Origin of the sequence: Dorea sp. AM58-8, assembly GCF_003464045.1 — a bacterium.
GTDB lineage: Bacteria > Bacillota > Clostridia > Lachnospirales > Lachnospiraceae > Claveliimonas > Claveliimonas ammoniilytica.
Genome location: NZ_QSDM01000050.1, coordinates 1 through 1,968, shown reverse-complemented (window position 1 = coordinate 1,968; position 1,968 = coordinate 1). Strand labels below are relative to the sequence as shown.

The following is a 1,968-nucleotide window of genomic DNA, read 5'->3' as shown; positions in this document are numbered from 1 at the left end:
CTGCTTCTGTAACATTGTGAAAAATACGCATATTGGATAAGCCTATGTGCGTATGTTGAGAATAGATAGCTGACTAAGGGGGCTGATAACTTGGCTAAAAAAGAACCTGCACAATATATCGTAGAACGGGAATTTTTAGGTAAATTTTCCGTAGAGGAATTGCTTGTCCGTATCGTGAAATCTCATGTAAAAAAAGGACTATCAAGAGGGTAAAACCCTTGAAAACAATGGAAAGAAGCCGTACTTTATGGTATAATATTATCATAGGTACGGCAGTTGAATAGGTGGAAAAATGATTTATCAAAAAGGTTCAAACTTATTTAACGTGGCTATTTATATCAGATTATCACGAGAGGACGGAGATAAGGAAGAAAGCGATAGTGTAGGAAATCAGAGAAAACTTTTAACAGAATATGTGAACAAGCATGATGACTTTATCTTATATGATGTTTATATTGATGACGGTTTTACGGGAACGAATTTTAATAGACCAGACTTCCATAGAATGATTGCTGACATTGAAGATAACAAGGTAAATTGTGTTGTTGTAAAAGACCTTTCCCGTTTCGGACGAGATTACATTGATACGGGGCGATATTTGGAAAGAATATTTCCAGAGCTTAATGTTCGTTTTATTTCTGTAACAGATAATATTGATAGTATGAAGCAGGCATACGATATGTTACTTCCTATTAAAAATATATTCAACGAACAGTATGCCAGAGATATTTCTAATAAAGTTCAAGCGACTGTAAAATCAAAGCAGAAAGCAGGAGAATTTATCGGAGCTTTTACAAGCTATGGTTATAAGAAATCTCCTGCAAATAAAAATAAACTTGTGATTGATGAATATGCGTCCGAAGTTGTAAAAAGAGTATTTACTATGTATGCACAAGGAATAGGAAAACAAAGCATTGCCAAAATACTAAATGCAGAGGGTATCCTTTGTCCGTCGGAATATAAAAAGCTCAACGGCGAAAATTACAAAAATTGCAATCGTTTAGAGAAAACTTCTTATTGGACGTATTCCACGATTAAAGTGATGTTACAAAATGAGCTTTATATTGGAAACATGGTGCAAGGAAAGAAACATCAACGTATGAGAAGCAAACAGCGTCCAGTTGAGAAAGAAAACTGGATAAGGGTTGAAAATACACATGAACCGATTATAGACCGTCAACTGTGGGATAAGGTACAAAAACTGCTGACGAAAAAGCATAGGGATATTGATTTAGAAACAAATAAAAATATCTTTGCAGGTTTTATCAAGTGTGGCGATTGTGGTCGGGCAATGATGAAAAATTTCTGGCGACGTGCTGACGGAAGTAAGTCCTATTCATTCTATTGTGGAACTTACAAAAGAAGTGGAAAAGATTATTGCACTCCGCACACGCTCCCGTTTCAAGTATTGAATGATATTGTGCTGGGAGATTTAAAGCAGATTATCCGCAATGTAGAGAACTTGCAGGAACTTGTAAAATCACAATCTTTCACAGCAACAAAGATCAGAAAATCAACAGACATAGAACTGACAAAGTTAAAAGCAGAGCTTGAAAGAGTGAAGAAGCTGAAAAAGTCAATTTATGAAGATTACAAAGACGAACTGATTTCTAAAGAAGAATTTCTTTCTTATCGAGAGGACTATCAACAAAAAGAAACGCTTTACTCCAAACAGATTGAAACGCTGGAAGAAAAGAAAAAGGAAAGTGTAACAGAAGATGTTTTTGAAACACCGTGGTTAAGGCGGTTGTTGGAACTGAAAGACATTGAAGAATTAGACAGAGATATTATTGTGGAAATGATAGACCAGATAACAGTTTATGAAAACCGCAAACTTAAAATCTCATACAACTTCGGAAATGAGCTGGAACATTTATTTTCAAGCGTTTACTGTGAGGACTTGGAGAAAAAGGCTATCTAATCTCAATACATTTCTAACTCCCCATATATACTGGGGAATACATATCA

2 protein-coding genes are annotated in these 1,968 nt (G+C 35.2%); both read left to right on the top strand.

The genetic code is table 11. The annotated features are described in order from the left end of the window. Positions 1 to 90: 90 nt before the first annotated feature. Positions 91 to 213: a hypothetical protein gene (locus tag DXA18_RS16400; protein WP_002323371.1), complete on the top strand. Its 123-nt coding sequence runs from the start codon at positions 91 to 93 to the stop codon at positions 211 to 213. A 79-nt stretch (positions 214 to 292) separates the two neighbouring features. Further along, entirely contained in the window at positions 293 to 1,921 is a 1,629-nt protein-coding gene (locus DXA18_RS15385) for a recombinase family protein (protein WP_009243027.1), read from the top strand. The last annotated feature ends 47 nt before the right edge of the window (positions 1,922 to 1,968 follow it).